This window comes from Chromobacterium violaceum ATCC 12472 (genome assembly GCF_000007705.1).
Classification (GTDB): domain Bacteria; phylum Pseudomonadota; class Gammaproteobacteria; order Burkholderiales; family Chromobacteriaceae; genus Chromobacterium; species Chromobacterium violaceum.
Genome location: NC_005085.1, coordinates 1,032,539 through 1,058,513 on the forward strand (window position 1 = coordinate 1,032,539; position 25,975 = coordinate 1,058,513).

The 25,975-nt window shown below is 66.1% G+C and carries 25 protein-coding genes; 11 read left to right on the top strand and 14 right to left on the bottom strand.

Translation table 11 applies throughout. From position 1 onward, the window contains the following. Positions 1 to 150: 150 nt before the first annotated feature. The 4 genes from CV_RS04860 (at position 151) to thrC (ending at position 4,544) form a co-directional block, all read left to right on the top strand. On the top strand, positions 151 to 1,383 hold the full coding sequence (locus CV_RS04860; RefSeq protein ID WP_011134550.1) for a pyridoxal phosphate-dependent aminotransferase: 1,233 nt from the start codon (positions 151 to 153) through the stop codon (positions 1,381 to 1,383). Between the two features lie 116 nt (positions 1,384 to 1,499). Next, the gene (locus CV_RS04865; RefSeq protein WP_011134551.1) at positions 1,500 to 2,810 is read left to right on the top strand and encodes a homoserine dehydrogenase; all 1,311 of its coding nucleotides are present in this window, start codon (positions 1,500 to 1,502) and stop codon (positions 2,808 to 2,810) included. Further along, complete coding sequence (locus CV_RS04870; RefSeq protein WP_043595538.1) at positions 2,803 to 3,135, top strand: hypothetical protein; 333 nt, start codon at positions 2,803 to 2,805, stop codon at positions 3,133 to 3,135. Before CV_RS04865 ends, CV_RS04870 begins: the two co-directional genes overlap by 8 nt. Next, positions 3,135 to 4,544 carry a threonine synthase gene (gene thrC, locus CV_RS04875; RefSeq protein WP_011134552.1) on the top strand — a complete coding sequence of 470 codons (1,410 nt, stop codon included), beginning with the start codon at positions 3,135 to 3,137 and terminating at the stop codon, positions 4,542 to 4,544. The genes CV_RS04870 and thrC overlap by 1 nt, the downstream gene beginning before the upstream one ends. 67 nt (positions 4,545 to 4,611) lie before the next feature. Here thrC and CV_RS04880 read toward each other — a convergent pair whose 3' ends face one another. Further along, entirely contained in the window at positions 4,612 to 6,753 is a 2,142-nt protein-coding gene (locus CV_RS04880; protein ID WP_080508920.1) for an autotransporter outer membrane beta-barrel domain-containing protein, read from the bottom strand. A gap of 137 nt (positions 6,754 to 6,890) precedes the next feature. Here CV_RS04880 and flgA point away from each other — a divergent pair, with 137 nt between their 5' ends. The 5 genes from flgA (at position 6,891) to CV_RS04905 (ending at position 11,028) form a co-directional block, all read left to right on the top strand. Further along, positions 6,891 to 7,568 carry a flagellar basal body P-ring formation chaperone FlgA gene (gene flgA, locus CV_RS04885; protein ID WP_099426534.1) on the top strand — a complete coding sequence of 226 codons (678 nt, stop codon included), beginning with the start codon at positions 6,891 to 6,893 and terminating at the stop codon, positions 7,566 to 7,568. An 89-nt stretch (positions 7,569 to 7,657) separates the two neighbouring features. Then, the gene (gene flgM, locus CV_RS04890) at positions 7,658 to 7,957 is read left to right on the top strand and encodes a flagellar biosynthesis anti-sigma factor FlgM (RefSeq protein ID WP_011134555.1); all 300 of its coding nucleotides are present in this window, start codon (positions 7,658 to 7,660) and stop codon (positions 7,955 to 7,957) included. Positions 7,958 to 7,994: 37 nt separating this feature from the next. Beyond that, the gene (locus CV_RS04895; RefSeq protein ID WP_011134556.1) at positions 7,995 to 8,459 is read left to right on the top strand and encodes a flagella synthesis protein FlgN; all 465 of its coding nucleotides are present in this window, start codon (positions 7,995 to 7,997) and stop codon (positions 8,457 to 8,459) included. Positions 8,460 to 8,598: 139 nt separating this feature from the next. Continuing rightward, positions 8,599 to 9,519 carry a CobD/CbiB family protein gene (locus CV_RS04900; protein WP_011134557.1) on the top strand — a complete coding sequence of 307 codons (921 nt, stop codon included), beginning with the start codon at positions 8,599 to 8,601 and terminating at the stop codon, positions 9,517 to 9,519. A gap of 183 nt (positions 9,520 to 9,702) precedes the next feature. Further along, positions 9,703 to 11,028, top strand: coding sequence for a DEAD/DEAH box helicase (locus CV_RS04905; RefSeq protein ID WP_011134558.1), 1,326 nt, complete (start codon positions 9,703 to 9,705; stop codon positions 11,026 to 11,028). 44 nt (positions 11,029 to 11,072) lie between these two features. Here CV_RS04905 and CV_RS04910 read toward each other — a convergent pair whose 3' ends face one another. The 3 genes from CV_RS04910 to CV_RS04920 all read right to left on the bottom strand — a co-directional run bounded on the left by CV_RS04910 (position 11,073) and on the right by CV_RS04920 (position 12,796). Then, complete coding sequence (locus CV_RS04910; protein ID WP_011134559.1) at positions 11,073 to 11,357, bottom strand: hypothetical protein; 285 nt, start codon at positions 11,355 to 11,357, stop codon at positions 11,073 to 11,075. Positions 11,358 to 11,446: 89 nt separating this feature from the next. Next, entirely contained in the window at positions 11,447 to 12,388 is a 942-nt protein-coding gene (locus CV_RS04915; RefSeq protein WP_011134560.1) for a cation diffusion facilitator family transporter, read from the bottom strand. A 153-nt stretch (positions 12,389 to 12,541) separates the two neighbouring features. Then, positions 12,542 to 12,796 carry a hypothetical protein gene (locus CV_RS04920; protein ID WP_011134561.1) on the bottom strand — a complete coding sequence of 85 codons (255 nt, stop codon included), beginning with the start codon at positions 12,794 to 12,796 and terminating at the stop codon, positions 12,542 to 12,544. Between the two features lie 105 nt (positions 12,797 to 12,901). Here CV_RS04920 and CV_RS04925 point away from each other — a divergent pair, with 105 nt between their 5' ends. Then, positions 12,902 to 13,891 carry a serine/threonine protein kinase gene (locus CV_RS04925; protein WP_011134562.1) on the top strand — a complete coding sequence of 330 codons (990 nt, stop codon included), beginning with the start codon at positions 12,902 to 12,904 and terminating at the stop codon, positions 13,889 to 13,891. Between the two features lie 7 nt (positions 13,892 to 13,898). On the opposite strand, the gene CV_RS04930 is transcribed toward CV_RS04925, so the two are convergent. Genes CV_RS04930 through CV_RS04975 form a run of 10 tightly spaced genes read right to left on the bottom strand, consistent with a single transcriptional unit; the run spans position 13,899 to position 24,495 of the window. Beyond that, positions 13,899 to 15,089 carry an EAL domain-containing response regulator gene (locus tag CV_RS04930; RefSeq protein WP_011134563.1) on the bottom strand — a complete coding sequence of 397 codons (1,191 nt, stop codon included), beginning with the start codon at positions 15,087 to 15,089 and terminating at the stop codon, positions 13,899 to 13,901. Positions 15,090 to 15,108: 19 nt separating this feature from the next. Beyond that, entirely contained in the window at positions 15,109 to 16,179 is a 1,071-nt protein-coding gene (locus CV_RS04935; protein ID WP_011134564.1) for a protein-glutamate methylesterase/protein-glutamine glutaminase, read from the bottom strand. Continuing rightward, positions 16,176 to 16,805: a chemotaxis protein CheD gene (locus CV_RS04940; protein ID WP_227590071.1), complete on the bottom strand. Its 630-nt coding sequence runs from the start codon at positions 16,803 to 16,805 to the stop codon at positions 16,176 to 16,178. Before CV_RS04940 ends, CV_RS04935 begins: the two co-directional genes overlap by 4 nt. Positions 16,806 to 16,830: 25 nt before the next feature. Further along, positions 16,831 to 18,450, bottom strand: a complete 1,620-nt coding sequence (locus CV_RS23765; RefSeq protein ID WP_011134566.1) for a methyl-accepting chemotaxis protein — start codon at positions 18,448 to 18,450, stop codon at positions 16,831 to 16,833. A 31-nt stretch (positions 18,451 to 18,481) separates the two neighbouring features. Continuing rightward, the gene (locus CV_RS04950; RefSeq protein ID WP_011134567.1) at positions 18,482 to 19,027 is read right to left on the bottom strand and encodes a chemotaxis protein CheW; all 546 of its coding nucleotides are present in this window, start codon (positions 19,025 to 19,027) and stop codon (positions 18,482 to 18,484) included. 21 nt (positions 19,028 to 19,048) lie between these two features. Next, positions 19,049 to 20,659, bottom strand: a complete 1,611-nt coding sequence (locus CV_RS04955) for a methyl-accepting chemotaxis protein (protein WP_011134568.1) — start codon at positions 20,657 to 20,659, stop codon at positions 19,049 to 19,051. Then, on the bottom strand, positions 20,656 to 22,869 hold the full coding sequence (locus CV_RS04960) for a chemotaxis protein CheA (protein WP_011134569.1): 2,214 nt from the start codon (positions 22,867 to 22,869) through the stop codon (positions 20,656 to 20,658). The genes CV_RS04955 and CV_RS04960 overlap by 4 nt, the downstream gene beginning before the upstream one ends. Beyond that, positions 22,859 to 23,155, bottom strand: a complete 297-nt coding sequence (locus CV_RS04965; protein ID WP_011134570.1) for an STAS domain-containing protein — start codon at positions 23,153 to 23,155, stop codon at positions 22,859 to 22,861. The genes CV_RS04960 and CV_RS04965 overlap by 11 nt, the downstream gene beginning before the upstream one ends. A 26-nt stretch (positions 23,156 to 23,181) precedes the next feature. Further along, complete coding sequence (locus tag CV_RS04970; RefSeq protein WP_011134571.1) at positions 23,182 to 23,550, bottom strand: response regulator; 369 nt, start codon at positions 23,548 to 23,550, stop codon at positions 23,182 to 23,184. Between the two features lie 18 nt (positions 23,551 to 23,568). Next, positions 23,569 to 24,495 carry a hypothetical protein gene (locus CV_RS04975; RefSeq protein WP_011134572.1) on the bottom strand — a complete coding sequence of 309 codons (927 nt, stop codon included), beginning with the start codon at positions 24,493 to 24,495 and terminating at the stop codon, positions 23,569 to 23,571. 195 nt (positions 24,496 to 24,690) lie between these two features. On the opposite strand from CV_RS04975, the gene CV_RS04980 reads away from it, so the two are divergent. Further along, positions 24,691 to 25,917: an aspartate kinase gene (locus CV_RS04980; protein ID WP_011134573.1), complete on the top strand. Its 1,227-nt coding sequence runs from the start codon at positions 24,691 to 24,693 to the stop codon at positions 25,915 to 25,917. Positions 25,918 to 25,975: the final 58 nt, after the last annotated feature.

Below are 25,975 nucleotides of genomic sequence, written 5' to 3' on the forward strand. Positions count from 1 at the left end.
TTATACCCAGACCCGGGGCCGGCGCGACCACGCGCGAAGCGCGGTTATCGCGACGGCCGGACCATGACAAGAGATCCCATGAAACAACCACACCGCCAACGCAAGACCGTTCCGTCCGGCGGGCGGCCTGAAACGGAAACCGCCGCCGCCATGCAGCCAGTACACAAGTCTCAGAAACTCGCCAACGTCTGTTACGACATCCGCGGACCGGTGCTCGAACACGCGAAGAGGATGGAGGACGAGGGGCACCGCATCATCAAGCTGAACATCGGCAACCCGGCGCCGTTCGGCTTCTTCGCCCCGGACGAGATCATCGAGGACGTGATCGTCAACCTGCCGGCGGCGTCCGGTTACTCCGACTCCAAGGGTCTGTTCGCCGCGCGCAAGGCCATCATGCATTACGCGCAGCAGAAGCACCTGCCCAACGTGGCGATGGACGACATCATCGTCGGCAACGGCGTGTCCGAGCTGATCGTGATGGCGATGCAGGCGCTGCTGGACAACGGCGACGAAGTGCTGGTGCCGGCGCCGGATTATCCGCTGTGGACCGCGGCGGTGAGCCTGGCCGGCGGCAAGGCCGTGCACTACTTGTGCGACGAGGAGCAGGGCTGGTTCCCCAGCATCGACGACATCCGCGCCAAGATCACGCCGACCACCCGCGCCATCGTCATCATCAACCCGAACAATCCGACCGGCGCGGTGTATCCGCCCGCGCTGCTGCAGCAGATCGTCGACGTCGCGCGCCAGCACCAGCTGATCATCTATGCCGACGAGATCTACGACAAGGTGCTGTACGACGCGGTCCGGCACACTTCCATCGCCTCCTTGGCGCCGGACCTGTTCGTGGTGACGCTGAACGGCCTGTCCAAGAACTACCGCGCCTGCGGTTACCGCGCCGGCTGGATGATCCTGTCGGGCGAGAAAAAGCACGCCAAGGACTACATCGAAGGCCTGAACATGCTGGCTTCGATGCGGCTGTGCGCCAACGTGCCGTCGCAATACGCGATCCAGACCGCGCTGGGCGGCTACCAGAGCATCGACGACCTGGTGGCGCCGGGCGGACGCCTGGCGCGCCAGCGCGACCTCGCCCACAAGCTGCTGACCGAGATTCCGGGCGTGTCCTGCGTCAAGCCGCAGGGCGCGCTGTACCTGTTCCCCAGGCTGGATCCCAAGGTCTACCCGATCGCCGACGACCAGCAGTTCATCCTGGAACTGCTGCAGCAGGAGAAGGTATTGCTGGTGCAGGGCAGCGGTTTCAACTGGATTGCGCCCGATCACTTCCGCGTGGTATTCCTTCCCAACTCGGACGATCTGATCGAGGCCATCGGCCGCATCGCGCGCTTCCTGGAAAGCTACCGCAAGCGTCACGGCGCTGCCGAGTAAGCGTTTGAAAGCGGGCGGCGGGGCGCGTTCCCGCCGCTCGAGGACCGCCTGGACAGGAAGCGCCTGTCCAGACGGCCTTCGGCCGGAATAAAACCAGGGACTGAATGGAGATGTGCATGAAACCGATCAATATCGGCCTGATGGGCGTGGGCACCGTGGGCGGCGGCACCGCCACCGTGCTGAAACGGAACGCAGGCGAGATCACCCGCCGCGCCGGCCGCGAGATCCGCCTGATCCAGGCCGCCAACCGCGACGTGGCCAAGGCGCGGGCGGCGCTGGGGCCGGAGGTGCCGGTGGTGGACGACGCGCTGCAGATCGTCAACAACCCGGACGTCGACATCGTGGTCGAGCTGATCGGCGGCGACACCGTCGCCAAGGATCTGGTGCTGAAGGCGATCGAAAACGGCAAGCACGTGGTCACCGCCAACAAGAAGCTGCTGGCGCTGCACGGCACCGAGATCTTCGCCCGCGCGCAGGAAAAGGGCGTGATGGTGGCCTTCGAAGCCGCGGTGGCCGGCGGCATCCCCATCATCAAGACCCTGCGCGAAGGCCTGGCGGCCAACCGCATCGAATGGATCGCCGGCATCATCAACGGCACCTCCAACTTCATCCTGACCGAGATGCGCGACAAGGGCGCGAGCTTCGCCGACGTGCTGGCCGAGGCGCAGAAGCTGGGCTATGCCGAGGCGGACCCGACCTTCGACATCGAAGGCCACGACGCGGGCCACAAGCTGACCATCATGGCGGCGCTGGCTTTCGGCATCCCGATGCAGTTCGACCAGTGCTATCTGGAGGGCATCAGCAAGTTGGACGGCCGCGACATCCGCTACGCGGAGGAGTTGGGCTACCGCGTCAAGCTGCTGGGCCTGACCCGCCGCACCGACAAGGGCGTGGAGCTGCGCGTGCATCCGACGCTGATCCCGGAAGGCCGGCTGATCGCCAACGTCAACGGCGTGATGAACGCGGTGCTGGTCAAGGGCGACGCGCTGGGCCCGACCTTGTACTACGGCGCCGGCGCCGGCGCGCTGCCCACCGCCTCCGCGGTGGTGGCCGACATCGTCGACGTCACCCGCCTGCTGACCTCGGACCCGGAGCACCGCGTGCCGCACCTGGCCTTCCAGCCCGACCAGCTGCAGGATCTGCCCATCCTGCCGATCGCCGAGGTCACCAGCTCCTACTACTTGCGCATCGGGGCGATAGACCGCGCCGGCGTGCTGGCCAACATCACCCGCCTGCTGGCGGAGAACGGCATCTCGATCGAGGCGCTGATCCAGAAGGGCTCGGTGTCCGACGGCACCGCCGAAGTCGTGATCCTGACCCACCGCGTGCAGGAGAAGGCGATCAATCGCGCCATCGCCGGCATCGAGGCGCTGGACAGCGTCGACGGCAAGGTGGTGCGTTTGCGAATGGAAGAGTTGAATGACTAAGTTCTTGCAAGCCGGACTGTGCGCCGCGCTGTTTTCCGGCGTCGCCGCCGCCACGCCGCTCAGCCCCGGCCAGCACCAGCTGCTGCAGGGTTTCCTGATGCGCGGCTGCGTCAAGCGCACGCCGGCGTCCGACGGCGTCGGCCAGCCCGGCAACGAGCAGGTGCAGCGCTACTGCGAGTGCGCCAGCGAGAAGCTGGCCAGCACCTTCACCTCGGAGGAGGTGATGGGCGTGGTGACCGGCCAGATCAAGAAAGACGATCCGCGCGGCAAGCAGCGGCTGAAGGAAGCCTCCGCCGCCTGCGGCCAATACCTGGAACAACGTTGATGCGATATATCAGTACCCGCGGCGGCATGGCGCCGCTGCCGTTTTGCGAAACCGTGCTGATGGGCCTGGCGCCGGACGGCGGCCTGCTGTTGCCGGAGCGCTATCCCAGGATCGACCGAGCCACGCTGGATGCCTGGCGGCAACTGGGCTACGCCGAGCTGGCGTTCGAGATCATCCGCCTGTTCGCCGACGACATCCCGGCGGACGACCTGAAAGGCATCGTCGCGCGGGCCTACCGCGCGGAAACCTTCGGCAGCGAGGCCATCGCGCCGATCAAGCGCCTGCATGACGGCCTGGCCATCCTGGAGCTGTCCAACGGTCCGACGCTGGCGTTCAAGGACATGGCGATGCAGTTCCTCGGCCAGCTGTTCGAATACGTGCTGGAGAAGCGCGGCGAGACGTTGAACATCCTGGGCGCCACCTCCGGCGACACCGGTTCCGCCGCCGAATACGCGATGCGCGGCAAGCGCGGCATCCAGGTGTTCATGCTGAGCCCGGACGGCAAGATGAGCGCCTTCCAGCGCGCGCAGATGTACAGCCTGCAGGATGAGAACATCCACAACATCGCCATCCAGGGCATGTTCGACGACTGCCAGGACATCGTGAAGGCGGTGCAGAACGACCACGCCTTCAAGGCGAAGCATAAGATCGGCACGGTCAATTCGATCAACTGGGCCCGGGTCGTCGCCCAGGTGGTGTACTACTTCCACGGCTATTTCCGCGCCACGGCGAGCAACGACGAGAGAGTCAGCTTCTGCGTGCCGTCCGGCAACTTCGGCAACGTCTGCGCCGGCCACGTGGCGCGCCAGATGGGCCTGCCCATCGAGCGCCTGATCGTCGCCACCAACGAGAACGACGTGCTGGACGAATTCTTCCGCACCGGCCGCTACGCGCCGCGCGGCAGCGAGCGCACCTATGTCACCTCCAGCCCGTCGATGGACATCTCCAAGGCCTCCAACTTCGAGCGCTTCGTTTTCGATCTGGTCGGCCGCGACGGGGCCGAGGTCAAGCGGCTGTGGGCCGAGGTGGACGCCGGCGGCGGCTTCCAGCTGGATGCTGACGCCATGGGCCGGGTGCGCGACGCGTTTGGCTTCGTGTCCGGCAAGAGCGCGCACGCCGACCGCATTGCGACCATCCGCCAGGTGGACGCTGAGGACGGCGTGGTGGTGGACACCCACACCGCCGACGGCATCAAGGCGGCGCGCGAGCTGCGCCGCGAAGGCGAAACCGTGGTTTGTCTGGAAACCGCGCTGCCGGCCAAGTTCGCCGAGACCATCCGCGAGGCGCTGGACCGCGATCCGCCGCGGCCGGCCGGTTTCGAGGCGCTGGAATCGCTGCCGCAGCGGGTGGTGACGCTGCCGGCGGACGCCGGCAAGGTGAAGGCGCTGATCGAGAAGACGCTGGGCTGATTCCGGCACGGCGCTCAGGTAAAAAAACAGGCTCACTCGGGAGCCTGTTTCGTTTTGGGCGAAACGATCAGAACGACATGGCGACGCCGATGTTGCCGCCGGTCTGGTTGCCGCCGTTCTTGCCGCTGGTGGCGGTCAGTTGGCCGAAGGCGGTGATGGTCTTGTTGAAGTTGGCGCTGACGCCGGCGGTCCATTCCATCCAGTTGGCGTCCGGCTTGCCCAGGTTGGTGGTCCAGTCGCCGACGGTGGTGGCGAGGCCGGCGGTCACGCTGCGGTCGTTCTGCTTGAACTCGTGGGCGAAGCTGACCTTGGCATAGGGGCTGAACCTGCCGACTTCGGCGTCCAGCTGCCAGCCGACGCGACCCACCAGCGAGCTGACGTTCTGGCTGGAGAAACTCATGCTGCTGCTGGTGCCGCCCTGCTCGGCGAAGCCGGCGATCTTGGCGTAGGCGTAGTCCAGGCCCGCCACCGGTCCGGTGGTGACGCCGCGGTACTGCATCCGGTAGCCGCCGGCGGCGCGCAGGCCGAACTGGGTGGCGCGGGTTTTGCCGTCGATGCCCACCGTTGTCGGCCCCAAGGTCACGTTGCGGTGGGTGTCGAGATCGCCGGAGCCGATGTGCAGGTCGCCGTCCACCCAGAATTTGTTCTGGTTGTAGCTGGCGAAGCCGCTCATCAGCGTGGTGCGGTCGTCGATGCTGCCGGGCGTGCCCACGCTGTCGACATCGGTCTTGCCCTGCTGGCGGGACATCGCCAGGCCGACGCTCAGCGCCGGCGTGGCCTGGAAGTCCAGACCCACCGTGTACAGCTGGCCCTTCGGCTTGGCCGACAAGCCGCCGTAGCTGGCCTTGCCGTCGCCGAAGGCGCCGTTGACGAAGGCGCTGACTTCGCCGACCGCGCGCTTCTGCGAGCGGATGGCCTGGTAGCGCGCGTCCAGCGCGCCGCCCAACTGGCGGGCGTTGTTCAGCGACGACTCCGGAATGGCGGCGGCGAAGTAGGGGGCTTGGGTCAGGCCGTAAAAGTAGTCGGAGACGATCTTGTAGGCCTGCGGTGTCGGATGCAGCGGATCAGTGAATAGGTAATTGATGCCGGCGACGACCTGCGCATTGCAATACAGGGCGGACTGTGGGCAGGCGGAGCCGGAAGTATTGGTGAGACCGTAGGCAGTCGGATTGGCCAGAATTTCATTGAACAAGCCGTTGATGTTGGCGCGGATGATGCCGTGACTCAGGCCTGCGCCGACCAGTTGCATGTCGACCAGTTGGTTGTAGCCGGAAGAGCCGGATTGGAGGGTGGGCTGCACCTGAGTGCTGTAGATGTTGGACAGCGTGCCGGAGGAGAGACCCACGCTGGTTTCCGCAGCCGCAAGCGCTTGCTGCACCAGCGCGGCCGAGGTGGCGGTCGGCGATGCGCTCAGGACATTCCAGGCCGCCCCCCAGGCGGTGGCCAGATTAGCAGCATCTGCCGGGGTGGAGTATTTCGCATTGATGGTGGCAAACACCGCCAGCGGCGCGGTGGCGATATTGGGCAGATTCGGCAGCAAAATGGTATTGGCGCCCCGGGCTTTCAGCGCTCCGACAGCTTGTACCGTGTTGGTTGCCGAGGTCGTCAGGTAGCTTTGGATAGCGTTTGAGGCAGCCGTCTGCGCTTGGGCCTGCGTGGCGCCACCCGCGAGCGCGGTGGCCATGGCGGTCTGACCTACTGTCAGCGAATTGATTACATCGTTGCCGCCGATCCATATCGAGTACAGCGCGTTGGGATCGGCCTTGCCCCCGCTTTGGGCCAGGTAAGTCGAGATCTGGCCGGGGTTGGTGACGGCGCCATTGACGGTCAGGTCCACCAGGTCGGATACGTTGATCGCGCCGGGGACGGGGCTGCCCGTAGGCGATTCCGGGTTGGTGTTGACCGGATTGGCCGGCTGCGCGCGCGCGTCGCCCTGTGCGTAGTTGTTGCCGTTCTTTGCCGTTATGGTGCTGTTGTTGGGATTGTTCGGGGTGACGGCGATGCCGAAGCGGCCGCCGAAGTCTTGCGACCAGCCGGGACCATAGCCCAGCGTCCAGCGCGCGGTGGACGGCAACCCTCCCAGGCCGCCGAAGGCGCCAATATCGGTCAGACTGTCACCGAAGAAGTAGATGTTGCTGTAGGCGTGGGCGGCGGCCGGCAGTGCCAGCGCGGTGGCCAGGGCGAGAGTGGTCAAGCGGTTGCGCATCATGTTCCTCTTTTCGTTCGGGGTGTTGTCTTCTGTTTTTAGTGCCAAGAGTCTAAGCTCTAATCAAACGATTATTCGAATATGCTCCCCGCTTGTCAATCGTCTTCGCGCAGGGGCGGGGCATCGGTTAAAATGCGGACATGCGAAGATTAATGATCGGTCTGTGCTGGCTGTTTGCCGCCGGCGCCGCCTGGGGCGCCGGGGCGCAGGATTTGGCGCGGCTGGAGCATCTTGCCAACCTGTTTCTGAAGCGCGAGCTGGAAATGCGCGCCGCGACCTGGACGCTGGGCCAACTGGACAGAAGGCTGGTGGTGCCGGCGTGCAACACGCCGAAAGCGGAATGGGCGATGCCGGGCGTGACCACGGGATCGACTTTCGTCGCGGTGTCCTGCCCGGAGCTGGGCTGGTCGCTGCGCATCCCGGTGCGGATCAACGAGAAGCGGCTGGGCGTGGTGTTGAACCGGGCGATGATGGCCGGGGAAACCATCAGCGGCGGCGATGTGAGGCTGGTGGACATCAGCAATCCGGCCCTGGCCGGCAATGTGCTCACCGATGCCAGCCAGGCGGTGGGCCAGGTGCTGCGTTCCGGCGCGCCGGCCGGCGCCTGGGTGCGCAACTTCATGGTGCGCGCGCCCTACCTGGTGCGCAGCAACCAGCGGGTGAAGGTGCAGGCCCAGGGCGACGGTTTCAGCGCCGAGGCCGAGGGCACCGCGCTCGGCAACGCGGCCCAGGGCGATCAGATCAGCGTGCGGCTCAGCACTGGCCGGGTGGTGCTGGGCGTGGTCCAGGCGGACGGCAGCGTGGCGGTGGTTTTCTAGGCTGGGACATTTCGCAGAAAATAGTTCAAGAGATTGTTTTTTCGGTCGATAATAGGATCAGTTGAGTTTAGCTACGAGAAGGTCAGGCCATGAAGATCGACAATTCGGGCAAGCTGTCGGGCACCTACAGCACCCAGAGCAAGCCCTCGCCTCGTGCCTCGTCCAGTTCCAGCAGCAGCGCTAGCGCCAAGGATGACAGCGTGAAGATCGATTCGCTCGCCAGCAAGCTGAGCGCGATCGGCAACGATCCCAGCGCCCAGCAGCCGTCGTTCGACGCCGCCAAGGTGGAGCAGATCAAGTCCGCGATCGCCAACGGCAGCTTCAGCATCAACGCCGACAAGATCGCCGATGGCCTAATCTCGTCCGCTCAGGAATTGCTGAACCGCTGAGGCGCTTGCGGCGGGACGAAATAACGGAAGAAGCGATATGTCAGCCGTTGAGCAGTTTGTCAGCTATTGCCGGGACGAAATAGAGATCGTCGCCCGGCTTGTCGACTTGCTGGAGCAGGAGCAGAAGCTGCTGATCCGGGGCGAGAGCCTGCAGTTGGAGCCGCTTGCGGACCGCAAGAGCGAGGTGCTCGATCAACTGGCGGCGCAGTCCGCGCAACGGGGCAGGCTGATGGAGTCGTTGGGCGTGCAGGACAAGGATACGCTTTACATCTGGCTGGCGGACAAGCCCTCGGCCTGCAAGGAGTGGACGCGCCTGGAAGACGCGGTCAACCGCGCGCAGAGCATCAATCAGCTGAACGCCGCCTTCGTCGACGAGCGCCTGGCGCAGGTGGAGAGCTCGCTGGACGTGCTGCGCACGGCAGCGGCTTCCACGCTGGGTTATGGCCCCGACGGGCAGCCGCCGGAGCTGGTGTCCGGCCGCCGTCTACTGGGTTCCGCCTGATAGGCTCGGCATTGTTTTGCACGGGGGCGCTGCGGCGCCCCTTGTCGTTTTCTGCGCCGGAGCGACATCGCGGTGGGCGCGACCCCCGCCTTTATGGTATCTTCCCCAGCGGTCCCGTGAAAATCGCTAACCAGAATCCATGACCCTGATTTCACTGATTCTTGCCCTAGCCCTGGAGCAACTGCGACCGCTCGGCAATCGCAACCGGGTATGGCTGCTGTTCACCCGCTACGCCAATCATCTAGAGCGCAACCTGAACGCCGGCGCCGAGCGCCATGGCGTGTTCGCTTGGCTGGCGGCCATCGTGCCGGCCCTGCTGCTGAGCCTGTTGCTGTTCTACTCGCTGAAGGCGATGAGCCCTATCCTTGCACTGGCGTTCAACGTGCTGGTGCTGTATCTGACCATGGGTTTCCGCCATTTCTCCAGCGCCTTTTCCGAGATTTCCCAGGCGCTGGCCGAGGGGAGGGAATACGACGCCAGGATGGCGCTGGCCCGCTGGACAGGCTTGCCGACGGCGGAGTTGTCGGTGGAGGAGATTTCCCGCCTGGCGATAGAGCAGGGCGTGGTCGACAGCTACCGGCACGTGTTCGGCACCATGTTCTGGTTCGTGGTGCTGCCGGGGCCTTCCGGCGCCTTGTTGTACCGGCTATGTTCTATGCTGAATCAGAAATGGGGCAGCCGGAATGCCGACGAGGATCCGTTCGGCCTGTTCGCGGCCCGTTTCGCGGCTTGGCTGGACTGGGTTCCGGTGCGGCTGACCGCGATCTCGTTCGCGATCATGGGCGATTTCGAGGATGCGATCTACTGCTGGCGCTCCCAGGCCCGCACCTGGGGCAACTACGCCAACGGCATCCTGCTGGCGTCCGCCGCCGGCGCGCTGGGCGTCAAGCTGGGCGATCCGCTGCGGCAGGATTACTCGGTCAAGTACCGGCCGGAACTGGGTTTGGGCGACGAAGCCGATCCCAGCTTCCTGAAGAGCGCGGTCGGCCTGGTATGGCGCTCGGCGCTGCTGTGGCTGGCGGTGACGCTGCTGATCAGCGTGGCCAGCCATATGGGTTGATCCGTATCGCCGCCTGCGGGCGGCGCGTTTTTGTCTGCCGCCGGTTTAGAGCGGTCAGCAGGACAAGCCCGAGGGGCGCGTCGAGTAAGCGACGGTTTCTGCTGACCGCTGTCATTGATGAACATCGGGGCGCGTTGGCGCGGAAGGCGCAACGTGCCCTTACGTATTGCAGGAGTGTGTTAAATGTTGTTTTCCGAACTCGGCTTGTCGCCGGAAATCCTGCGCGCCATCGACGAGCAGGGCTATAGCCAGCCGACGCCGATCCAGGAGAAGGCGATTCCGCTGGTGTTGTCCGGTCGCGACCTGCTGGCCGCCGCCCAGACCGGCACCGGCAAGACCGCCGCCTTCATGCTGCCGATACTGGAGCGGCTGAAGAAGTTCGCCAATACCAGCGTGTCGCCGGCGATGCATCCGATCCGCGCGCTGGTGCTGTCGCCGACCCGCGAGCTGGCCGACCAGATCGGCGTCAACGTGCAGACTTACACCAAGTACCTGCCGCTGCGCGCCACCACCGTCTTCGGCGGCGTCAACATGGACCCGCAGACCCAGGAGTTGCGCCGCGGCGTGGAAATCCTGATCGCGACGCCGGGCCGCCTGCTGGACCACATCCAGCAGAAAACGGTGCAGCTGAACAAGGTGGAAGTGCTGGTGCTGGACGAAGGCGACCGCATGCTGGACATGGGCTTCATCCAGGATATCCGCAAGATCATGGGCATGCTGCCCAAGGAGCGCCAGACGCTGCTGTTCTCGGCCACCTTCGCGCCGGAGATCAAGCGCCTGGCGGCCGACTTCATGCATGCGCCGCAGACCGTCGAGGTCGCCCGCCAGAACGCCACCAACGACCAGGTCGAGCAACTGGTGTTCCAGGTGGACAACTTCAAGAAGCGCCAGCTGCTGGCCCATTTGATCCGCTCGCGCGAGATGAGCCAGGTGATCGTGTTCTGCAAGACCAAGATCAGCGCCGACCAGCTGGCGCGCGATTTGAAGCGCGATGGCCTGGACGCCGAGGCCATCCACGGCGACAAGACCCAGGGCGCGCGGCTGGAGACGCTGGCTGGCTTCAAGGAAGGCAAGCTGCGCGTGCTGGTGGCCACCGACGTCGCCGCGCGCGGCCTGGACATTTCCGAGCTGCCTTATGTGGTGAACTTCGAGCTGCCCACCTCTCCGGAAGACTATGTGCACCGCATCGGCCGAACCGGCCGCGCCGGCGCCAAGGGCATCGCGATCTCGCTGATGTGCCCGGACGAGTCCAGGCAGCACGAGGCGATCGAAAAGCTGACCAAGCAGACGCTGACGCCGCAGAGCGTCGACGGTTTCTGGCCGTCCTGGCTGCCGCGTCCCAAGCCGGCGCGCGAGCCCTCGTCCGCGTCGCCGTCCATGCCGGCCCTGTCGGCCGGCAAGAGCGAAGGACTGAAACAGGCCCGCCCTGGCCGCCGCAGCCGCAAGGCCAAGCGCGAAATTCCGGCGCTGCTGCTGCCGCCGCGCTACAAGGTGGAAATCATCCGCTGATGAATCGAAAACCCCGCAGAAGCGGGGTTTTTCGCGTCCGGCGCTCAGCCTGCCGCGTCGTCGGGACGCGACGGCAGCGCGGCGATGTCGCGCACTGGGGTGCCGGCGTCGCGCTTGGCGTCGGCGCGGCGGAACTGCGCGCGGACTTCCTGCACCAGCAGGAAGGGCGTGTCGGCCGGCCAGGACTCGTTCCAGACCGTTGTGGCGGCCGGCTGCGCCGGCGCCGCCGGCGCGTGGTTGACGGCGTAGGTTTCGAACTGCCAGATCAGGCTGAGCATCAGCAGCGCCGGCAGGCCGCGGCGCCAGGCGGGGAAAACGGATGGGATCATGGAGGGGATAGACCATACCGGCGGCGAAAAAGTTGCCGGAAAGACTGTCCTGATGATCATTGGCTGGGCCGCGGCCCGGGAGAGGCGGCTCAGACGGCGCGGCGCAGGCGGCGCGGCTCTTCCTGCCCCGCCGGGTCGATGTGGGTCATCACGTCCAGCACCGGCAGCGCGCTGAGCACCCGGCCGCGGGCATGCTCGGTGATCTCGTGCGCCTGGTAGACATTGATGAGGCCGTCCACTTCCAGATGCACGTCCACCAGGATCAGGTCGCCCATCTTGCGGGTGCGCAGATCGTGGATGCCGACGATGCCGGGCGTGGCCAGCAGCGTGTCGCGGATGGCGGCGATGTCCTCTTCGCTGGCGGCGCGGTCCATCAGGTCGTGCAGCGCGTCCCAGGCGAAGCGCCAGCCCATCTTGCCCACCAGCAGGCCGACCACCAGCGCCGCCACCGGATCCAGTATCGGATAGCCCATCAGGTTGCCGGCCACGCCGGCGGCGACCACCAGCGAGGAAGCCGCGTCGGAGCGCGCGTGCCAGGCGTTGGCCACCAGCATGCTGGAGCGCACGCGCTGCGCTACCGCCAGCATGTAGCGGAACAGCGTCTCCTTGGCCAGCAGCGCCAGCGCGGCGATCCACAATGCCAGCGAGTGCACCGAAGGAATGTCTTCAGGATGCAGGAACTTGGCTGCCGCCGAGTACAGCATGCCGCCGCCGACCGCCAGCAGCAGCAGCCCGAGAACCAGCGACGCGGCGTTTTCGTAGCGCTGATGGCCGTAATGGTGATCGTCGTCCGGCTCCTTGCCGCTGTGGCGTCCGGCCAGCAGGACCACGAAGTCGGCGAACAGGTCGGACAAGGAGTGCACGCCGTCGGCGATCAGCGCCGACGAGTGCGACCACGCGCCGGCCACGATCTGCAGCGTGGACAGCACGATGTTGACGGCGACGCTGACCAGCGTGCTGCGGCGCGCGGCCTGCCGGCGTTCGGCGCTGTCGGTCTCGTCGCTGAGAGGCGTGTGGTGGTGGCTCATCATGATTCGGTTCGGCTGATCATCTTTCTATTTTCGCATCGTTTTTGCTATCGGTCATTAAATTTTGATTTATAAAGTAAATGATAATGAAAACGATAACGAGATGCAGAGACCATTTCGTTGATATGGGAAATCCGGGTGCCAAGCAATCCGGCGCTAGAAATAGCGGGAGGCCAGGTAAAGCAGATAGGCCAGCGACAGCAGCACCAGGCTGCCGCTCAGCCAGCAGGCCAGCCAGCCCAGCAGCCGCCATTTTTCCAGCCGGCGGGCGTCGCGCCAGGCCTGCTTCCGGGCCGCGCGGTCGAACAACAGCAGCCAGCCGCGCAAGGTGATGTCGGCCCAGCGCTCGGAGCCATGCCTGAGCATGGCGCCATCCGGATGAAAATCGTGGAGCGGGTGAAACAGTTTCATGGCTTGGCTCCGCGCTTGGATTTCTCTCTTTGAAATTAGCAGACCGGCGCGCGCGCCGCTGCCGAAAGCCCTCGGCTCGCCGGCGACTGCCGCTATAATCCGCGGATGGACAACGCACATACTCCCCCATTCGCCGGCCTGACGCCGGACGCCATTCTCGACGCCGTGGAAAGCCTGGGCCTGCGCGCTAGCGGCAGCCTGCTGGCGCTCAACAGCTATGAAAACCGCGTCTACCAGGTGGGCCTGGACGACGCGGCGCCGCTGGTGGCCAAGTTCTACCGTCCGGCGCGCTGGAGCGACGCAGCCATCCTGGAGGAGCACGCGTTCTCGCTGCAACTGGCCGAGCGCGAGATTCCCGCGGTGCCGCCGCTGGCTTTCGGCGGCCGCACGCTGCATGGCCATGGCGGCTTCCGTTTCGCGCTGTTCGAGCGGCGCGGCGGCCGCGTGCCGGAACTGGACCGGGACGAGACGCTGCAATGGGTCGGCCGCTTTCTCGGCCGCATCCACGCCTTGGGCCGGACCGAGGGCTATCGCCACCGGCCGACGCTGGACATGCAAAGCTTTGGCCGGGAGCCGGTCGATTTCGTGCTGGGCGGAGGCTGGCTGCCGCCTGAGCTGGAGGCGGTCTACCGCGGCGTGGCCGAACAGGCGCTGCAAGGCGTGGCGCGCTGCTTCGAGCGCGCCGGCCCGGTGGCGCAGCTCAGGCTGCACGGCGATTGCCATGTCGGCAATCTGCTGTGGACCGACGCCGGGCCGCATTTCGTCGATTTCGACGACAGCCGGATGGGGCCGGCGGTGCAGGACTTGTGGATGCTGCTGTCCGGAGAGCGGGCCGAGCAATCGCGCCAGTTGGGCGAAGTGCTGGCCGGCTACGAGGATTTCTGCGAATTCGACCTGCGCGAGCTGAATCTGCTGGAGGCCTTGCGCACGCTGCGTCTGCTGCATTACAGCGCCTGGCTGGCGCGGCGTTGGCACGATCCGGCCTTTCCGGCGGCCTTCCCCTGGTTTGGCGCGCCGCGCTACTGGGAGGAGCAGATACTGGCCCTGCGCGAGCAGATCGCGCTGATGGACGAACCGCCGCTGTGGTCGTGCTGAGCGGCGCTCAGCTCGCGGCGCCGGCGGTGGGCAGCACCGGCGGCTGCCGCGTCCATTCCAGGAAGGCGGCGGCGGGCAGCGGGCGGGCGAAGTAATAACCCTGGCCCAGCTGGCAGCCGCGCTCGGCCATCAACTGGTAGTCTTCGGCCGTTTCTATGCCTTCGGCGACAGTGGCCAGCTGCAGCCGGCGCGCCATTTCGATGATGCTGTTGAACACGGCCTGCAGGTGGGGCTTGTCGGAGATGCCGGTGACCAGCGATTGGTCGATTTTCAATTCGGTGAAGGGAAAGCGGGTCAGCTGCTGCAGGGTGGCGAAACCGGTGCCGAAATCGTCGATGGACAGGCCCAGTCCCGCCAGCCGCAATCGGACCGCGCAGCCTATCGCCTGCGCCAGGTTGTCGACGATGGCGGTTTCCGTCACCTCGAAGATGATGAAGCGCGCCGGCACGTGGCTGCCGCGCACATAGCATTCTATCTCGTCCACCAGTTCGTCGCCGCGCAGCGACAGCGCGGACAGGTTGACCGACAGCGGCAGGCGCAGGCCATGCCGCGCCCATTCCTGCCATTGGGTTAGGCCCTGGCGCAGCATCAGCATGGTCAGCTCGGTGGCCCAGCCGTTGTCTTCTATCACCGGGATGAAGCGGCTGGGCGGAATCAACCCCAGGTCCGGGTGCTGCCAGCGCGCCAGCATCTCGGCGCCCTTGACCCTGCCGTCGGCCAGGTTCACCTTGGGCTGGTAGTAGGGGATGATCTGGCCTTTTTCCAGCGCGACGCGGACCTCATCCGCCGCCAGCGGCGCGTCGTCGGGCCGCTCGGCGGGCGTCCATACCCGGTGCATCAGGTCGAGCAGGGCGGGCAGCTGCAGCGGCTTCTGCAGGCAGCCCAGCACCGGCAAGCCGAGCTCCCGGCCCATCAGTTCCACGGTGGAGATCAGCAGATAGTCCTTGCCCGAGGTGATGATTACGGGGGAGGAAAGGCCGGCGCGGGCCATCTCCTGCATCACCTGCACGCCGTCCTGCTTGGGCATTTCCAGGTCCAGCAGCAGGAGGTCGGGCATCTGCACCCGCATCAGGGTCAGGCCGCGTTCGCCGTCCGGCGCCTCCCGCACGCTGGCGATGCCCAACTGGCGGCACAGATCCATCGCATGCTGTCGCTGCAGGCGGCTGTCGTCGATGACCAGGATGTCGTGGATGTCCATTCGGCAGGGTCCGTGAGGTTCAGCGGCAGATGGCCTTGGCTATCAGTTCCAGCGGCATCACCTCGTCGGCCGCGCCCAGCTTGATCGCTTCCTTGGGCATGCCGAACACCACGCAGCTCTCTTCGTCCTGGGCGATGGTCTTGGCGCCGCAGTCGTGCATTTCCTTCAGCCCCTTGGCGCCGTCGTCGCCCATGCCGGTCATGATGATGCCCAGCGCGTTCTTGCCGGCGAACTTGGCGGCGGAGCGGAACAGCACGTCCACCGATGGCTTGTGGCGGCTGACCAACGGTCCGTCCACGACTTCCACCTGGTAGTAGGCGCCGCTGCGCTTGACCATCATGTGCTTGCCGCCGGGGGCGATCAGCGCGCGGCCGGGCAGGATGCGGTCGCCGTTGTCGGCTTCCTTCACCTCTATCTGCGACAGGCTGTTCAGCCGGTCGGCGAAGGAGCGGGTGAATTTTTCCGGCATGTGCTGGACGATGGCCAGGCCGGGACAGGTGCGGGGCAGCTGGGTCAGCACCGCCTCCAGCGCCTGGGTGCCGCCGGTGGAGGTGCCGATGGCGATGATGCGCTCGGTGGTGGCGAACACATTGCTGCCGGTCGGCGCGGACAGGATGGCGTCGGCCGACAGCTTGGGCCGCGTCTCCAGCGGATTTCCGCTGGCGGACGGCATCACCCGCACCCGGTTCATCCGCGCGGCGGCGGCGCTGCGCACCGCCATCACCAGTTCGTGCGAGCTCTCTTCGAGAAAGCCTTTGACGCCGGACACCGGCTTGGCGATCACCTCCACCGCGCCGGCCGCCATCGCCTGCATGCTGATGTCGGTGCCTTTCTGCGTCAGCGACGAGCAGATCACCACCGGCGTCGGCCGGCTGGCCATCAGCTGCTTGAGGAAGGTGATGCCGTCCATCCGCGGCATTTCCACGTCCAGCACGATCACGTCCGGCCAGCGCGCCTTCATCTTGTCCATCGCCATATAGGGGTCGTTGGCGACATCCATCACCTCGATGCCGCTGGCGGCGGTGAAGACCTGGCTCAACACCTGCCGGACCACGGCGGAGTCGTCGACGATCAGAACCTTGATGCTCATTTGCGCGTCCTCGTATGGGGAGCCTGCTCCAGCTCGGCTTCTTGCGATTGCTTGATCCAGACGTTGCCGCTGGCGACATCGAACAGCACCATGCGCGGGCAGTTGCCGCCCAGGTCCTCGGCCAGCAGCTTCAGGCCGAGCTGCTTCACCATCAGCCGCGCCTGCTGGATGTTGCGCGAGGGCACGTCGTGGCTGAGCTTGCGTTCCCGGCTCAGCAGCATCGAGGCGCCGCCTATCAGCCTGGCCTGGAATTCCTGCAGCGGCAGGCCGGTGTCCAGGATTTCGCGCAACAGCAGCAGCATCGCCTCGTCGCCGTAACGGCCGGACAGCGATTCGCCGCGATGGGGCGTGCGCTGGGCCAGCAGGTAGTGGCACATGCCGCCCACCTTGGCTTGCGGGTGCCACAGGGTGATCGACACGCAGGAGCCCAGCAGCGTGCGGATGCGGGTCTGGCTGTCGCCGAAGTGCCAGTCGCCGGGATGAAGGAATACCGCCTCGCCCGCCGGCTCGGCAGGCGGGGAGGAGGGGGGGCGATGATCGGCGGAAGCCGCCGGGTACGCCGGCGGAGTATGCGGCATGGTGCTGGCCTTCCTGGTGCGCGGCCTGGTGGCCGTCGGTGTCGTCATGGTTTCAATCTAGTACAGCGCGTTGTCAGAAGCGGAACATGTCCTCCAGTTCGTCCGGCTCGGACGCGGCCCGGATGGCCCCGCCGGGCGCCACGGGTTTGGGCGGCGCGGGCGGGGGCGATGCGCGCGCGGCTTCCGCGCCCAGCCTGAAAAAGGCCATCGCCTGCTGCAGCCTTTCTGCCTGGTGGCTCATTTCCTCGGCGGTGGACGCCAATTCCTCACTGGCGGCGGCATTCTGCTGGGTCGAGTGGTTCAGGTGCTGGACCGCGTGGCTGATCTGGCCGATGCCGCCGGCCTGTTCCCGGGTGGCGGCGGCGATTTCCTGTACCAGGTCGGCGGTGCGGCCGCTGGAGCGCACGATTTCCTTCAGCAGCCGGCCGGCCTGCTCGGAGACGGTGACGCTGCGCTCCGCCAGCTCGCCGATCTCCTGGGCCGCCACCTGGCTGCGCTCGGCCAGCTTGCGGACCTCGGCCGCCACCACGGCGAAGCCGGCGCCGTGCTTGCCGGCGCGGGCGGCCTCGATGGCGGCGTTCAGCGCCAGCAGATTGGTCTGATAGGCGATGTCGTCGATGATGCTTATCTTCTCGGCGATCTGCCGCATCGCCGTCACCGTCTGCTGCACCGCCTCGCCGCCCTGGGTGGCCTCGTCGGAGGCCTTCTCCGCGATGGCTTCGGTGGTGCGGGAGTTGTCGCTGGTCTGGGTGATGGACGCCGATACCTGCTCGATCGAGGCCGAGCTTTGCTGCAGGCCGGCGGCCGAGGTGCTGGCGCCCTGCGACAGCGCCATCGCGGTGGAACTGATCTGCTGCGCGGCGCAGGCGATGCCGTCCGAGCTGTTCTTCACCTCGGCGATGATGGCCAGCAGCTGCCGGCACATCTGCTGCACCGAGTCGGACAGGCTGCCCGGCGGCGCGGGCGGCATCTCGACGTCCAGCCGGCCGGCGGCCACTTCGCCGGTGATCCGGGCCACCTCGTGGGGTTCTCCGCCCAGGCCGCGGATCAACTGGCGGTAGATCAGGACCAGCGAGCCGACCAGCAGCAGCAGCACCAAGGCGCTGACCGCGGCCACGGCGGCGAAGGTCTGCGAAGTGATGCGCTGCGCCTCGCCTTCCATCTGCTTCTGCATCTCCATGGTCTTGGCGATCAGGGGTTGCATCGCCTGATCGTTGAGATCGTATTGCGCGGACAGGCGGTCGAACGATTGGTTGATCGCCAGCTGGTCGTGGGCCTCCAGCGCCGGCAGGTAGTGGCTGTCGATTTCCTGGAAGAAGGCGTCCGCCGGCGGCTTCACTTTCTGCGTCAGCATGTCGCGCATCGCCTGGGGCAACTCGCTGTTGCCCCATTTCCGCTGGCCGTCGTAGAACACGGCGCGCTGTTTCTGCAGCTGGTTCGCCAGTTGCTGGCGCATCGACGCATCGTTGGTGTTGCGCAGCTGGTTGACCAGCAGGAAGCTGGAGATCAGCTGCTGGGTAGGGGGATCCAGGTCGTTGATGAAGTCCTTGCCGATCACCATCTGGTGGTACATCGCGCCGTTGATCATCACGGTGCGCAGGCCCTGCCAGGCGGTGAGGGTCAGTCCTCCCAGTCCCAGCAGCGCGCAGGCGGCCAGCAGGACGAATTGCCGGCGGACGGTGAATGTTTTCATCTCGGTTTCCGTTTCGGACGGTTGGGCGGCGTCATTCTTCCTGCGCCTCTTCCTGGCGGCTCAGTCCGGACAGCAGCGACATTTCGCCGACCGACAGCACCTTGTCCACGTCCAGCATCACGACGAAGCGGTTGTCTATCCTGGCCATGCCGGAAATGAAGTCCACGCGTATCTTGCTGCCGAACTGAGGCGGGGGTTCGATCTCGCTGTCCGGAATGGCCAGCACCTCGTGCACGGTGTCCACCAGCACGCCGATCAGCTGCCACTGCTCGTCGTGCTCCACTTCGATGATGACGATGCAGGTGCGCCGGTTGATCGCGGTTTCGTCGCGGCCGAAGCGCAGCGACAGGTCTATCACCGGCACCACCGCGCCGCGCAGGTTCATCACGCCGCGGATGAAGGGCGGCATCAGCGGCACGGAGGTGGGTTTGATGTATTCCAGGATTTCCCGTATCCGCAGGATGCCGATGGCGAAGGTTTCGCCGGCCAGCTGGAAAGTCAGGAACTGCCGTACCTCGGCCTGGGCGCCTGGTTCCGGAGCGGCCTCGCTGCGGCGGAGAATATTGAGTGCGGCCATGTCTGTGTCGCTCCTGCCGGGTCAGAACTGCATGAAGCCGTGATGGTCGGCCGCCGCGGGCAGGGCCGCTTGCGGCCTGTGGACGGCGGCGGGCGCGGGCGAGGCCGCATGCAGCGAGCCCAGATGGAAAAAGCCGATCAGGTCGTGCAGGTTTTCCGCCTGGCGGTTCATTTCTTCCGCGGTGGCGGCCAGCTCCTCGCTGGCGCTCGCGTTCTGCTGGGTAGTCTGATTCAGTTGCTGCACCGCCAGGCTGATCTGGCCGACGCCGCCGGCCTGCTCCTTGGAGGCGGCGGCGATTTCCTGCACCAGGTCCGAGGTGCGCCGGCTGGAACGGACGATTTCCTCCAGCAGGCTGCCGGCGCCGTCCACCAGCTCCACGCTGCTGCGTGCCAGCGCGCTGATTTCCTGCGCCGCCACCTGGCTGCGCTCGGCCAGCTTGCGCACTTCGGCGGCCACCACGGCGAAGCCCTTGCCGTGTTCGCCGGCGCGCGCGGCCTCGATCGCGGCGTTGAGCGCCAGCAGATTGGTCTGATAGGCGATGTCGTCGACGATGCTGATCTTGTCGGCGATCTCCCGCATCGCCCGGATGGTCTGCTGCACCGCCTGGCCGCCTTCGGCGGCCTCGCCGGACGCTTTTTCCGCCATGCTCTCGGTCAGGCGGGCGTTATCGTTGGTCTGGTTGATCGAGTTGGACATCTGTTGCACCGAGGCCGAGGTTTCCTCCAGCCCGGACGCCTGCTGGCTGGCCGACTGCGCCAGCATCTGCGACGTGGAGTGGATGTGCTGGGCCGCGACGGACAGGCTTTCCGAACCGTTCCTCACCTCGCCCAGGATGGCGCCCAGCGTCTGTATCGTCTGCATGATGGACGCGGCCAGGCTGCTTTGGTCGCCGGCGCGCAGCGCGATCTGGCATTGCAGGTTGCCGTTTGCCACCTGGCGCATCAGTTCGGCCACTTGTTGCGGCTCGCCGCCCAGCGTGCGCAGCAGGTCGCGGCGGATCAGCAGGCCTATCGCCACGCTGGCCAGCAGCGCCACGCCGGCCAGCAGCAGCAGGCGGTTGCGGCTGTCGGCATAGGTGTCCTCTCCCTGGCGGGCGAGATCTTCGTTCAGCTTGTCCTCGTAGGCGGCGAGCGCCGAGATGGTTTCGTTCAGCTGTCCGCCTTTGCCGGTCAGCAACTGCGCCGCCTGCTTGCCTTGCTGCCTGGAGATCAGCGCCAACGCCTGCAGGTAGTCTTGATGGACGATGCGGCTGCCGTTCTGGATGGCGGTCATCAGTTCCCGCTCGCGGGGCTGTGTGCTGGACTCGCGCTGGAACATCTGCGCCAGCTGCTGTTCGGTGTCCTGATAGCGGCGCAGCGAATCTTGAAAGGCCTGCGCGACGCGCGAGGCTTCTTCGGGGCTGGCGGTCAGCAGTCCGTTGCGGATGTCGATGCGGATCTGCTGGTTCTGCTCCAGCAACTGGTGGGCCAGGCGGGCTTCGACATTGTTGATCTGGGTGATGTCGTGGATGATGCCGCTGGTGCTGGAAAAGCCATGGAGGGCGGCGGCCACGCACAGCAGCAACAGGACGATGATGGCGCCGTAGCCCAGCGCCTGCTTGGTTTGAATGCGCATCCGGGCGAGGGCGGTCATGGCGTGCTTCCTTGTAGGGGCGAACCGGGGCGGGGGGAGGCGTCGGCGCGCGGCGGCAGCGCGAAGCGCTCCGATTCCCGGCGGCAGGCATGCTGGATCAGCGAGGGCACGTCCAGGATCAGCGCGACTTCGCCGGTGCCCAGGATGGTGGAGCCGCTGATCGCCTTCAGCGTGTTGAACAGCGCGCCCAGCGGCTTGATCACGGTCTGGAACTCGCCCTGCAGCGCATCCACCACCAGGCCCGCCTTGCGGTCGCCGTATTGCACCACCACCACGTTGCGGCGGACGGCGGGCACGGGGGGGAGCTCGAAAAAGTGGTCGAGGCGCAGCAGCGGCAGCAGCTCGCCGCGCAGGTTGATGCAATCGTGCACGCCGTTTTCCGGCAAGTCGGCAGGCAGCTCTATGCATTCGATCACGGCTTCCAGCGGCAGCACGAAGGTGGAGGCGGCCACCTCGACCAGGAAGCCGTCGATGATGGCCAGCGTCAGCGGCAGCCGGATGCGGAAGGTGGTGCCCAGGCCGGCCTCGCTGTCGATCTCGACGTTGCCGTGCAGCTGTTCGATGCCGCGCCTGACCACGTCCATGCCGACGCCGCGGCCGGACAGGTTGGTCACCTGCTCGGCGGTGGAGAAGCCGGCTTCGAAGATCTGCTGGAACACCACGCTGTCCGGCGGCTCGTCGTCGGGGCCCAGCAGGCCGCGCTCGCGCGCCTTGGCCAGGATGCGCTCGCGGTCGAGGCCGCCGCCGTCGTCGGCCACCTCGATCACCACGCTGCCGGATTCGTGGTAGGCGTTGAGCCAGAGATTGCCCTGGGCCGGCTTGCCGTTCGCCTGGCGGACGGCGGTGGGCTCGATGCCGTGGTCGATGGCGTTGCGCACGATGTGCAGCAGCGGATCGCCCAGTTTTTCCACCATCGACTTGTCCAGCTCGGTTTCCGCGCCGACGATGCGCAACTGGATTTCCTTGCCCAGCTCGCGCGAGACGTCGCGCACCACGCGCGGGAAACGGTGGAAGATCTCGCCTATCTGCACCATGCGCATCGATAGCGTGCCGGTGCGGATCTGCTCGATCAGGTTGGCGATGCCAAGCGTCGCCTCCACCAGCTGGGTCTGCTGCGAACGGCGCGCGATCAGGTTGGCCGACGCGCCGGCGATCACCAATTCGCCTATCAGATTGATCAGGCTGTCCAGCTTGCCGGCCTCCACCTTGATGAAGCGGCTTTCGCCGCCGCGCCCGCCGCGGGTCTCGCCTGCCGCGGCATGGATTTCCGGATGAGGCTCGGCGTCGGCTTGCCGCGGCGGCGGCTGCGCGGGGCCGGGAGCGTCGGCCTCGGCCGGCGGCGGCGGGCTGCCGGGCGCTGGGTCGCTTGCGGCGGCCGGGGCGTTCTCCGGCCCAGACGAAGGATCCGGCGCGCCGAACTGCCGCCACGCCAGCGCCACCTCCTGCGCCTCGTCCGGCTCCGCGGTGGCGCAAGCCTCGCGCAGGCTGACGGCGGCGGCTTGCAGCGGCAGGATGAACAGCTCGCTGTCCTCGCGGACGAATTCGAAGACTTCGTGCAGCGCCTGCGCGCCGATGTCCGAGCGATACAGCAGCTCGAAGCGCAGGTAGTTGGTTTCGGCGTCGAAGTCGCCGCCGCGAGGCAGGCGGCAAGCGATCGCGCGGATCCGCTCCACCGTGCCCAGCGTCGACAGGTAGCGGATGAAGGACGAGGGGTCGAGGCCGTTGCGCAGCACGTCTGGGCCGAAGCGCAGCGACAGCAGCCAGCGCTCCGTCCGGAGCGCGGCGGCGGCGGGGGCTTCCTCTCGGGGCGGCGGCATGGCCTGCTGGGGCGCCGCCAGGTAGGCGAGCAGCGCCGCTTCCAGCGGCTCGTCGCGCAGCGCCTCCAGCGGGTCCCCCGCGGCCAGCGCCTGGATCAGCATCTTGACGTGGTCGTGGCAACGCAGCAGCAGGCCGACCAGCTCGTCGTCCAGCTTGAGCTTGCCGTCTCGCAGCTGGTCGAGCAGGTTTTCCGCCTGGTGGGTGAAGCGGACGATGGCGTCCAGGCCGAACAAGCCGGCCGAACCCTTGATGGTGTGCATGGTCCGGAACAGCGCGTTCAGCTGCTCCGCGCTGGTCTGTTCGGCTTCCACGTCCAGCAGGATGCTTTCCATCTCGTCCAGCAGTTCGCGGGACTCCTCCAGAAAGGTCTGCAACGCCTGTTCAAGATCCATCGCCGCCCCCGCCGCGCGTGAATGCCAGTTCGTCTTCCATGCCCATCAGCAGCAGGAACGCTCCCAGCGCGCGGCTGGGAGACAGCAACTCAACCCGCCTCTCCAGCCTGGCGCCTTCCCGCTGCAGCCACAGCAGCACCTGGGCGCCGGCGCAGTCGATCTCCTCGATCGCGGACAAGTCCAGCAGAATGTCCTCGCCGCTTCGCAGGGCGGCGTCCAGCTCGGCCCGCCATTGGGCGGCCTGGTAGATGGTCTGCTCGTGGCCGGCGATGATGGAAAGCGCCATGTCCGCTCCTGGGAGGTTGCGCCGGCTCAGGGCAGGATCAGCTTGGACACCGCGGTCAGCAGCACCGGCGGCTGGAAGGGCTTGACCACCCAGGCCTTGGCGCCGGCCTCCTTGCCTTCGCGCTTCTTGTCCTCCGCCGACTCCGTCGTCAGCATGATCACCGGCGTGAACTTGTAGTGCGGCAGCTGCTTGATGTTCTTCAGCAAGGCGAGGCCGTCCATCTGCGGCATGTTGACGTCCGAGATGATCAGGTGGATCTTGCGGCCGTCCAGTATGTCCAGCGCCTCCTTGCCGTTGCCGGCTTCCAGCACCTCGTAGCCGGCGCCGGCCAGCGTCATGCGCACCACCTGTCGCAAGGTGGTCGAGTCGTCGACGATCAATATGGTTTTGCCCATCTGCGACTACCCCGTCATTCAGAAAAAAGTGATATCGCTCGGCCCCGGCGCCTTGTCGTTGCCTTCCCGGCCGTGGAGCGCGCGTTGCTCGTGCGTGGTATAGCTGTTCTTCAGCGCGGACAGCCAGGCGTCGGTGTCCGGCGGCGGCGGCAATTCGCCGTCGCAGTTCAGGGCCTCGTGCAGCGAGGCCTCCAGCTGCCAGATGTCGTTCTGCACATGGGACAGGATCTGGCTGACCCGGTCCTGGAACTGGAGATGGGTCAGGACGTCTTCCACGGTGGCCGCCAGGTCGAAGCCGGGAATGTCGGCGGGCGCGCCCAGCTTGCAGGCGTGGCAGCTGGCGCCGATCTCCTGGTCCAAGGCCTGCAGCCGCTGCGCCAGCGAGCGCGCCTGCTCGGCGATCTGCCCAGTGTGGGGCGAGTCGCCGCCAGCCTGTGCCAGCGCGTCGAGCTGCAGGCTGGACTGGCGCAGTTGCTGCAGTTCGGCGGAAAGCTTGCGTTGCAAGCCGGCGGGCTGCTGCAGCGCGTCCAGCGTGTCGCTCATGCGGGTTTCGGCGGAGTCGATCGGGTAGGGGCCGTTTTCCTGGTCCGGCTGGTGGCCCAGCAGGCGCAGCATGCCGTCGAAACGCTGGGTCAGGTGGCTGGCGGCCTCGTCTATCTGTTCGCGGCTGAGCGCGATATGCCCGGCCCACAGCGGCAGCAGCGCGTAGACGTGGCTGGCATAGTCGCGCCAGTAGCTCTCGTCGCCGCCGCCGGAGGGGGCGGGGTGAGGGGCGGCGATGGCGGGGACGGGCCACAGCAGCAGCAGCGCGATCAGCAGCGAGGTCAGGCCCAGTGCGGGCCAGAACAGGGGGTGGTTGATCAGCAGCGTGTATTGGATTCCCCCGTTGACGGCCAGGCCGATTTGCAGCCGGATCCAGCGCCAGGGTTGAACAGGGGCGATCATGCAAGGGTCTCGTCGATCGGTGCGTATTCTTCCTACTGTTTGTAGCCGCTGCGCTGTGGGGATGCAAACAGGCAGTCAATTGTCTTAAACCGGCGGAGGCGGGATGCGGCGCCCAATTCCGCCTTGCATTTATCGACATTCTGTGGTCAGAATCGAAGTTCGATATTTCAACCTTTCTCAATACAAGAAGCACGTATGGCACTCATCGTACAGAAGTACGGCGGCACCTCGGTCGGGACAACCGAGCGCATCAAGAATGTGGCCCGCCGCGTCGCCAAGTGGAAGGCTCAGGGGCATGATGTGGTGGTGGTGGTATCCGCGATGAGCGGCGAAACCAATCGCCTGATCGCTTTGGCCAAGGAGATTCAGGACTATCCCGATCCGCGCGAGCTGGACGTGGTGGTCTCCACCGGCGAACAAGTCACCATCGGCCTGCTGGCGATGGCGTTGAAGGAAATCGGCGTGCCGGCCAAGAGCTATTGCGGCTGGCAGGTGAAAGTGGTGACCGACCAGGCGCATACCAAGGCGCGCATCCAGTCGATAGACGACGAAGCGATGCGCGGCGACCTGAAGGAAGGCCGCGTGGTCATCGTCGCCGGCTTCCAGGGCGTGGACGAGGAGGGCAGCATCACCACGCTGGGCCGCGGCGGCTCCGACACCTCGGCCGTGGCGCTGGCCGCCGCGCTGAAAGCCGACGAGTGCCAGATCTACACCGACGTCGACGGCGTCTACACCACCGATCCGCGCGTGGTGCCCGAGGCGCGCCGCCTGAAGACCGTGACCTTCGAAGAAATGATCGAGATGGCGTCGCTCGGTTCCAAGGTATTGCAGATCCGCTCGGTGGAATTCGCCGGCAAGTACAAGGTACGCTTGCGCGTGCTCTCCAGCTTCGAGGACGAAGGCGAGGGCACCCTGATTACGTTTGAGGAAGATGAAAGCATGGAAAAGGCGGTAGTGGCAGGCATCGCGTTCGATCGCAACGAGGCCCGCATCAATGTCAAGGGAGTGCCGGACAAGCCGGGCATCGCCTACCAGATCCTGGGCCCGATTGCCGACGCCAACATCGAAGTCGACATGATCATCCAGAATGTCGGCGAGAACGGCACCACCGACTTCTCGTTCACGGTGCCGCGCGGCGAGTTCAACCGCGCGCTGACCATCCTGCGCGAAGTACAGACCCATATCGGCGCCGCCAAGATCGACGCCGACGACAAGGTGGCCAAGATCTCCATCGTGGGCGTCGGCATGCGGTCGCACTGCGGCATCGCCTCCACCATGTTCCGCACACTGGCGGAAGAGGGCATCAACATCCAGATGATTTCCACCTCGGAAATCAAGGTGTCGGTGCTGGTGGACGAGAAGTACCTGGAGCTGGCCGTTCGCGTTTTGCATAAGGCTTTCGGCCTGGATCAGGCGGCGTAAATATTTTTGCGCCGGATGCTTGACAGAGAGGGAGGCCATAATTAATATGGCGCTCTCT

Bases quoted from the DNA above. Each gene is read 5' to 3' on its own strand.
- CV_RS04860 (WP_011134550.1), top strand. From the start codon at position 151: ATGCAGCCAGTACACAAGTCTCAGAAACTCGCCAACGTCTGTTACGAC.
- CV_RS04865 (WP_011134551.1), top strand. From the start codon at position 1,500: ATGAAACCGATCAATATCGGCCTGATGGGCGTGGGCACCGTGGGCGGC.
- CV_RS04870 (WP_043595538.1), top strand. From the start codon at position 2,803: ATGACTAAGTTCTTGCAAGCCGGACTGTGCGCCGCGCTGTTTTCCGGC.
- thrC (WP_011134552.1), top strand. From the start codon at position 3,135: ATGCGATATATCAGTACCCGCGGCGGCATGGCGCCGCTGCCGTTTTGC.
- CV_RS04880 (WP_080508920.1), bottom strand. From the start codon at position 6,753: ATGATGCGCAACCGCTTGACCACTCTCGCCCTGGCCACCGCGCTGGCA.
- flgA (WP_099426534.1), top strand. From the start codon at position 6,891: ATGCGAAGATTAATGATCGGTCTGTGCTGGCTGTTTGCCGCCGGCGCC.
- flgM (WP_011134555.1), top strand. From the start codon at position 7,658: ATGAAGATCGACAATTCGGGCAAGCTGTCGGGCACCTACAGCACCCAG.
- CV_RS04895 (WP_011134556.1), top strand. From the start codon at position 7,995: ATGTCAGCCGTTGAGCAGTTTGTCAGCTATTGCCGGGACGAAATAGAG.
- CV_RS04900 (WP_011134557.1), top strand. From the start codon at position 8,599: ATGACCCTGATTTCACTGATTCTTGCCCTAGCCCTGGAGCAACTGCGA.
- CV_RS04905 (WP_011134558.1), top strand. From the start codon at position 9,703: ATGTTGTTTTCCGAACTCGGCTTGTCGCCGGAAATCCTGCGCGCCATC.
- CV_RS04910 (WP_011134559.1), bottom strand. From the start codon at position 11,357: ATGATCCCATCCGTTTTCCCCGCCTGGCGCCGCGGCCTGCCGGCGCTG.
- CV_RS04915 (WP_011134560.1), bottom strand. From the start codon at position 12,388: ATGATGAGCCACCACCACACGCCTCTCAGCGACGAGACCGACAGCGCC.
- CV_RS04920 (WP_011134561.1), bottom strand. From the start codon at position 12,796: ATGAAACTGTTTCACCCGCTCCACGATTTTCATCCGGATGGCGCCATG.
- CV_RS04925 (WP_011134562.1), top strand. From the start codon at position 12,902: ATGGACAACGCACATACTCCCCCATTCGCCGGCCTGACGCCGGACGCC.
- CV_RS04930 (WP_011134563.1), bottom strand. From the start codon at position 15,089: ATGGACATCCACGACATCCTGGTCATCGACGACAGCCGCCTGCAGCGA.
- CV_RS04935 (WP_011134564.1), bottom strand. From the start codon at position 16,179: ATGAGCATCAAGGTTCTGATCGTCGACGACTCCGCCGTGGTCCGGCAG.
- CV_RS04940 (WP_227590071.1), bottom strand. From the start codon at position 16,805: ATGACGACACCGACGGCCACCAGGCCGCGCACCAGGAAGGCCAGCACC.
- CV_RS23765 (WP_011134566.1), bottom strand. From the start codon at position 18,450: ATGAAAACATTCACCGTCCGCCGGCAATTCGTCCTGCTGGCCGCCTGC.
- CV_RS04950 (WP_011134567.1), bottom strand. From the start codon at position 19,027: ATGGCCGCACTCAATATTCTCCGCCGCAGCGAGGCCGCTCCGGAACCA.
- CV_RS04955 (WP_011134568.1), bottom strand. From the start codon at position 20,659: ATGACCGCCCTCGCCCGGATGCGCATTCAAACCAAGCAGGCGCTGGGC.
- CV_RS04960 (WP_011134569.1), bottom strand. From the start codon at position 22,869: ATGGATCTTGAACAGGCGTTGCAGACCTTTCTGGAGGAGTCCCGCGAA.
- CV_RS04965 (WP_011134570.1), bottom strand. From the start codon at position 23,155: ATGGCGCTTTCCATCATCGCCGGCCACGAGCAGACCATCTACCAGGCC.
- CV_RS04970 (WP_011134571.1), bottom strand. From the start codon at position 23,550: ATGGGCAAAACCATATTGATCGTCGACGACTCGACCACCTTGCGACAG.
- CV_RS04975 (WP_011134572.1), bottom strand. From the start codon at position 24,495: ATGATCGCCCCTGTTCAACCCTGGCGCTGGATCCGGCTGCAAATCGGC.
- CV_RS04980 (WP_011134573.1), top strand. From the start codon at position 24,691: ATGGCACTCATCGTACAGAAGTACGGCGGCACCTCGGTCGGGACAACC.